This is a genomic window from Streptomyces endocoffeicus, assembly GCF_016741935.1.
Taxonomy (GTDB): domain Bacteria; phylum Actinomycetota; class Actinomycetes; order Streptomycetales; family Streptomycetaceae; genus Streptomyces; species Streptomyces endocoffeicus.
Genome location: NZ_JAERRG010000061.1, coordinates 23596 through 30373 on the forward strand (window position 1 = coordinate 23596; position 6778 = coordinate 30373).

Genomic DNA, 6778 nt, shown 5'->3' on the forward strand with positions numbered 1-6778 from the left:
ATCCGGGTACGCATCAGCGGTGCGGAGTCGGTCGCGTCATCGGCTCCACTTGGCGGAGAGCTTTGCCAGCAGCTCGGAGATGGCCGTGTGTTCCTCCTCGGTCATGTCGAAGTCCCCGTCGTCCAGCTCGTCGATCTCCTCGAGCAGGGCGTACACACCGGCGCCGTCGAGGTCGTCGGCGGCGCTCAGCTCGTCCAGCCGTGCGGCCAGTTCGCCCGGCGTGGGGTAGTCGAACAGCAGGGAGGGCGGCAGGTCGAGGCCGGTGACCGCCGCCAGCCGATTGCTCAGCCGCAGGGCGCTGAGCGAGTCGAAGCCCAGATCGAGGAAGGACGAGTCGTCTGCGATGAGGTTGGGGTCGGTGATGCTCAGGGCGATCGCCGCTTCCAGACGGACGAGTTCCAGCATGGTCTGGGGCTCCTCCGGGGCGGAGGGCTGGGCGTACTCGCCAGGGGCCGGCACACCCACGGACGGCGCACCGTCGGCGGCACGCGTGACCGGGGCGAGCCAGTAGGACCCGTGCTGGAACGGATAGACCGGCAGATCCGTGGCCCGGCCGCCGGCCAGGACCGTCGCCCAGTCGACGGTCGTCCCGCCCGCGTGCAGCTCCGCGACGGCCGTCATCAGGCAGACGTCTCCCGGCGACCCCGGGCGTTGCACCGCGTGGAACGAGGCTTCGTCGCCGAGGCATTCGAGCCCGGCTGAGGCGAGCGCACCCGAGGGGCCGATCTCCACGAACGTGCCGACGCCTTGACCGGACAGTTCGCGGATGGCGTCGTGGAAGCGTACGGTCTGCCTGACCTGGCGCAGCCAGTACTCCGGTGTGCTCAGCTCTGTCGGCTCGATCAGGCGTCCGGTCACGGTGGACACCACCGGGAGCGTCGGGGTACGGAGGGTCAGCGACTCCAGCACCTCCCTGAACTCACCGAGCACGGCCTCCACATGGCGCGAGTGGAAGGCGTGGCGGACGTTCAAGGTCCTGGCCTCCCGCCCGGACTCCGTCCACCGGGCCTGGAAGCCGGCCATCGCCTCGGACGCACCCGACACCACCACCGACGTCGGGCTGTTGACCGCTGCGAGATCGAGCGCCGCACCCGTACGGCCGAGGAACTCCCGCGCCTCGTCCTCACCCGCCCGCAGCGCGACCATGGCGCCGGGCGGGGCCTGCCGCAGCGCTCGTCCCCGCGCGACGATCAGCGTGGTGACGTCCTCGAGCGAGAGCACTCCCGCGGCGTACGCCGCGGCCGTCTCACCGATCGAGTGCCCGCTGACGAAGTCGGGGCGCACGCCCCACTCCGCCAGCAGTTCGAACAGCGCGATCTCCATGGCGAAGAGGCCCGCCTGCGCGTAGAGGGTGTCGTCGACGAGGTCGGCCGTCGCCGCGTCGCCCCGGCCGAGGTAGACGTCGGTCAGCGAGTGGTCGAGGTGTTTGCCGAACTCGGTGCTGATCCGGTCCCAGGCGCGTGCGAAGGCAGGGAAGCGCTCGTACAGGCCGCTGCCCATGTCCGGCCGCTGGCTGCCCTGTCCGTCGAACAGGTAGGCGACCCGCCGGTCCTTGGCGGTCGCGGTGACCAGGGCCGGCCACGCGGCGCCGTCCGCCAGCTTCGACAGTGCGCGCAGGAGGTCTTCGCGGTCGGAGCCGACCGCGACGGCCCGGTGCGCGAAGTTCGATCGGGTCGTCGCCAGGGAGTAGCCGATGTCCAGCGGACGCCACTGCGGGGACTCGGTCAGGGCGGCGTGCAACCGGCCCGCCTGCTCGCGCAGCGCCTTCGGGTCGCGGGCCGACAGCGTCCAGGCCAGCGGTTGGTGCTCGGTGGTGGTGATGTCGGGCGCCGTCGGCGCCCGGTACTGTTCGAGCACCACGTGCGCGTTGGTGCCGCTGAGCCCGAAGGAGGACACCCCGGCCCGGCGCAGTTTGGCGTCATCCGGCCACGGCTGGTTCTCGGTCAGCAGAGCGACGTCGCCCGACGCCCAGTCGACGTGCGGCGACGGCTCTTCCACGTGCAGGGTCCGCGGGATCAGCCCGTGCCGCATCGCCTCCACCATCTTGATCACGGCGAGGACGCCCGACGCCGCCATGGCGTGGCCGATGTTCGACTTCAGCGAGCCCAGGCGCACGGGCGTCGAACGGTCCTGCCCGTAGGTCGCCAGGATGGCCTCCGCCTCGATGGGATCACCGAGCTTCGTGCCGGTGCCGTGCGCCTCGACCACGTCCACGTCCGCCGCGGTGAGGCCGGCGCCGGTCAGCGCCTGGCGGATCACCCGCTGCTGGGAGACGCCGTTCGGTGCGGTCAGCCCGTTCGAGGCGCCGTCGGAATTGACCGCGCTGCCCCGGACGACGGCCAGGACCCGGTGGCCCAGCCGGGTCGCCTCGGAGAGCCGCTCCAGCACCAGGACGCCCACGCCCTCGGCCCAGATCGTGCCGTCCGCCGACGCGGAGAACGACTTGCACCGGCCGTCGGCCGCGAGGCCGCGCTGACGTGAGAACTCCACGAACACGTCCGGGGTGGGGATCACTGACACGCCGCTCACCAGCGCCATCGAGCACTCGCGCTGCCGCAGCGCCTGGCACGCGAGGTGCAGGGCCACCAGGGAGGAGGAGCAGGCGGTGTCGACGGTGACGCCGGGGCCCTCCAGACCGAGCGCGTACGACAACCGCCCGGACAGCAGGCTGATCGAGCTGCCGGTGATCACGTTGTCCCGCTGCTGATCGATGGCGCCCACGCCGTACCCCTGGGCCGCTCCGCCCACGTAGACACCGACGTTGCGGCCACGCAGTGACCTTGGATCGATCCTCGCCCGCTCGATCGCCTCCCAGGAGGTCTCCAGCAGCAGCCGCTGCTGCGGGTCCATACCCAGTGCCTCACGCGGGCTGATGCCGAAGAAGGCGGCGTCGAAGTCGGCCGCGGCGTCCAGGAAGCCGCCCTGCACACAGTAGGTCTTGTAACCGGTGTCGGGGTCCGGCGAGTACAGGCCGGCCACGTCCCAGCCGCGGTCGCCGGGGAAGTCGGTGATCGCGTCGGTGCCGGACTCGACCAAACGCCACAGGCTCTCGGGAGAATCGACCCCACCGGGTGCGCGGCACGACATCGACACGACGGCGATCGGCTCGCTGGTCCAGGAGTCGTCGCCGGCCGGTTCGCCGACCACGACCTCTTCGCGGATGTCGGCCTCGGCGCGCTGCGGCGCCGGGGCGAGCCCGACCTCTGCGAGGAGCCGCTTGGCCAGGTCGTCCGCGGTCGGGTGGTCGAACGCCGTCGTGGCGGGCAGCCGCACCCCGGTCTCCGCCACGAGATGGTTGCGGAGCTCGATCGCGGTCAGCGAGTCCATGCCCAGATCCTTGAACGCCCGGTCCGGCGCGATCGCGTCCGGCGACTCGTGGCCGAGTACCGACGTCGCGTACCCCAGCACCAGTTCGACCATGATGCGGTGCTGCTCGGCGCTCGTCCGGCCGTTGAGCCGATCCCGCAGCCGCTCCGGGCCCACGTCGCGCTTGGCCCTCGTCCGCGGTTGCCGCACCGCCGCCAGCCCGCGCAGCAGAGCCGGGACGTCCTCGCCGCGGATCGGGCCCATCGGCGCGGCGAGCAGGACCGCCTCGCTCTGCCGGGTGGCGGCGTCGAACATCCGCATCCCGTGCTCGGCGGTGATGGTCCGCGCACCGCTGCGGCGGATCCGGTCGTGGTCGCTGTCCGTGAGGCCGGCCGTCAGGGCGCTCGTGTCGTCCCACAAGCCCCAGGCCAGGGAAAGAGCAGGCAATCCCGCAAGACGGCGGTGTACGGCCAGAGCGTCCACGAACGCGTTGGCAGCCGCGTAATTGCCCTGTCCGGCAGCGCCCAGCACACCGGCTGCGGAGGAGTACATGATGAACGCGGCAAGATCCCTGTCGCGGGTGAGCTCGTGCAAGTGCCAGGCGCCGTCGGCCTTGGGCGTCAGGACGGAGTCCAGGCGTTGCGGGTCGAGCGACTCCACGACACCGTCGTCGAGGGCGCCGGCGGTGTGGATCACCGCGGTCAGCGGAACGCCGTCGAGGACTCGGGCCAGCGCTGCGCGGTCGGCGACGTCGCAGGCCGCGGTCTCGACCTGAGCCCCCAACGCGGTCAGCTCACCGATCAAAGCCTCGGACGGGGCACCGCGGGAGAGGAGGAGCAAGTTCCGCAGGCCCTCGGCGGTCACGAGGTGCCGGGCGACGATGCCGGCGAGGACGCCGGAGCCGCCGGTGATCAGCACGGTGCCGTCGGGGTCGATCGGCTGGGGGATGGTGAGTACGAGCTTGCCGATGTGGCGGGCCCGGCTCATCCGGCCGAACGCGTCGCGGGCCTGCCGGATGTCGAAGGCCTGCACCGGCAACGGCCGCAGGACGCCCTGCTCGAACAGGGCGAGCAACTCGGTGATGATCTCCCGCAGGCGCTCCGGGCCGGCGTCCATGAGGTCGAAGGCCCGATAGGTGGCATGCGTGATCTGTTCCGCGTCACGGATGTCGGTCTTGCCCATCTCGATGAACCGGCCGCCGTCGACCAGCAGGTCGAGGGACGCGTCGACGAAGTCGCCCTTGAGGGAGTTGAGGACCACGTCGACACCGCGGCCGTCGGTGCTGTCGCGGAAGGCCTCGCGGAAGCCGGTGGTGCGGGAGTCGGCGATCCGGTCGTCGCTGAGGCCGGCGTCCCGCAGGACATGCTGCTTCCCGGTGCCGGCGGTGGCGTAGACATGGGCGCCGAGGTATCGGGCGATCTGGGTGGCGGCCATGCCGACGCCGCCGGTGGCCGCGTGGATCAGCACCGATTCGCCCGCTCGCAGCCCGGCCAGGTCGAGCAATCCGTAGTAGGCGGTGGCGAACACGATCGGGACGGATGCCGCTGTGGTGAACGACCAGCCGTCGGGGACCAGGGCGAGGGCACGGCGGTCGGCGACGGCGACCGGCCCGAATCCGCCTTCGAGAAGGCCGAACACGCGGTCGCCCGGCCTCAGATCCTCCACGTCGGGGCCGGCCTCGATGACGACACCGGCGCCCTCACCACCGATCAGGCGGGTGTCGGTGACCATGCCGAGGGCGACGGCCATGTCGCGGAAGTTCAAACCCGCCGCGCGTACGCCGATGCGTACCTCCCCGGGCCGCAGCGGCCGTTCGGCGGCATCGGTGGGGACGAGGCGGAGGTCCTGCAAGGTGCCGCTACGAGACGGCTGATCGAGCATCCAGGCACCGTCTTCGGGAACCGCGAGTGCGGTGTCCTCGCGGGTCAGGCGGGGTACCTCGTAACGGCCGTCGGTGATACGCAGCCGGGGTTCGTCCAGCCTGGCGGTCGCTGCGAGCTGCTCCTGGGTGAGGGTCTCGTCGTCGCTTTCCACGAGTATGAACCGGCCGGGGTGTTCCGACTGGGCGGAGCGCACCAGCCCGGATACCGCGGCGGAGGCCGGATCGGTGCCGGTCCGCACGATCAGGGTGCGGTCATCGTCGGCGAGCCATTCCTGGATGGTGTGCAGGACCCGGGTGGTCAGCGTGCGGGTCTGCGTCAGCGGGTCGCTGCCGGGCTCGGGCAATGCGGTGAAAACCGCGACATCCGTCGGATCGCCGGGCTCGGGAGCCGGGATCTCGGTCCACGTCAGGGCGAGCAGGTCGTCTGTTGTCTCGGCGGCCATGGGCCGGGTCACGAGCGAGCCGATGGTGGCTACGTTCCGGCCGGTGTCGTCGGTGGCGCGGATGTTCCAGCCGTCTGCCGCCGGGGTCACCGCGACCCGCAGCGTCGCCGCGCCGCTGCCGTGGAACTGCACCTGGCGCCAGGAGAACGGGAGTTGCAGGTCGCCGGTGGCGTGCAGGGCGATGGTGTGCAGGGCGGCATCGAGCAGGGCGGGATGCATGGTGAAACGGGCCGTTTCCTGGGCCTGTTCCTCGGCGAGAGTGATCTCGGCGTAGACGGTGCTGCCGTCGCGCCAGGCGGTTTGCAAACCCTGGAAGGCAGGCCCGTACTCATAACCCGCTGCGGCCAATTCGGCGTAAAAGTCGGTGACGTTGACCGGTTCGGCGTGGGCGGGCGGCCAAGCCGCAGATTCAGACAACGATACGCCGGGGGCGATGGTGGCGGTGACGTGCTGGACCCAATCATCGGACTCGTCCGTCTGGGAGTACACGGTCACCGGGCGACACCCGGCCTCGTCGGCCTGGCCCACCGTCACCGAGAGCTGGATGCCGTCGGTCTGCGGCAGCGTCAAGGGCTTCTCGATTACCAGCTCGTCGATGACCTGGCAGTTCACCTCGGTTGCGGCGCGGGTTACCAGTTCCACGAATGCGGTGCCGGGGAGCAGGACGGTGCCGCGGACTGTGTGGTCGGCCAGCCAGGGGTGGGTGGCCAGTGAGATTCGGCCGGTCAGTGCGACCCCGTCCGTGCCGGGCAGTGCCACGACGGTTTCCAGCAACGGGTGGCCCTGGCCGGTGGGGCGGCCGTTGCTGATGGCCCAGTAGCGCTGGCGTTGGAAGGGGTAGGTCGGCAGGTCCAGCACTCGTGTCGTGTCCGGCACCGATGTCGTGGTGGTGTCGAGGAGGGTGGGCCAGTTGATGGTGGCGCCGTGGACGTGGGCTTCGGCGAAGGCGGTGAGGAGTCGGTGGGTGGTGTCTTCGTCGCGGTGCAGGGTGGCGATGGTGGTTGCGTCGTCCATGGTCTGGAGCAGGACGGGGCTGGCGCTGATTTCGATGAAGACGTTGTTGCCCTGGGCTTGCAGCAAGTCGATGGCGGGGCCGAAGCGGACGGGTTCGCGCAGGTTGCGGTACCAGTAGGCGGGGTCGAGGGGT

General features: G+C 70.9%; 1 protein-coding gene. It reads right to left on the reverse strand.

The annotated features are described in order from the left end of the window. Positions 1 to 36 precede the first annotated feature (36 nt). Positions 37 to 6778: type I polyketide synthase (locus tag JK364_RS51930; protein ID WP_201858470.1), on the reverse strand; the 6742-nt coding region annotated here is incomplete at its 5' end.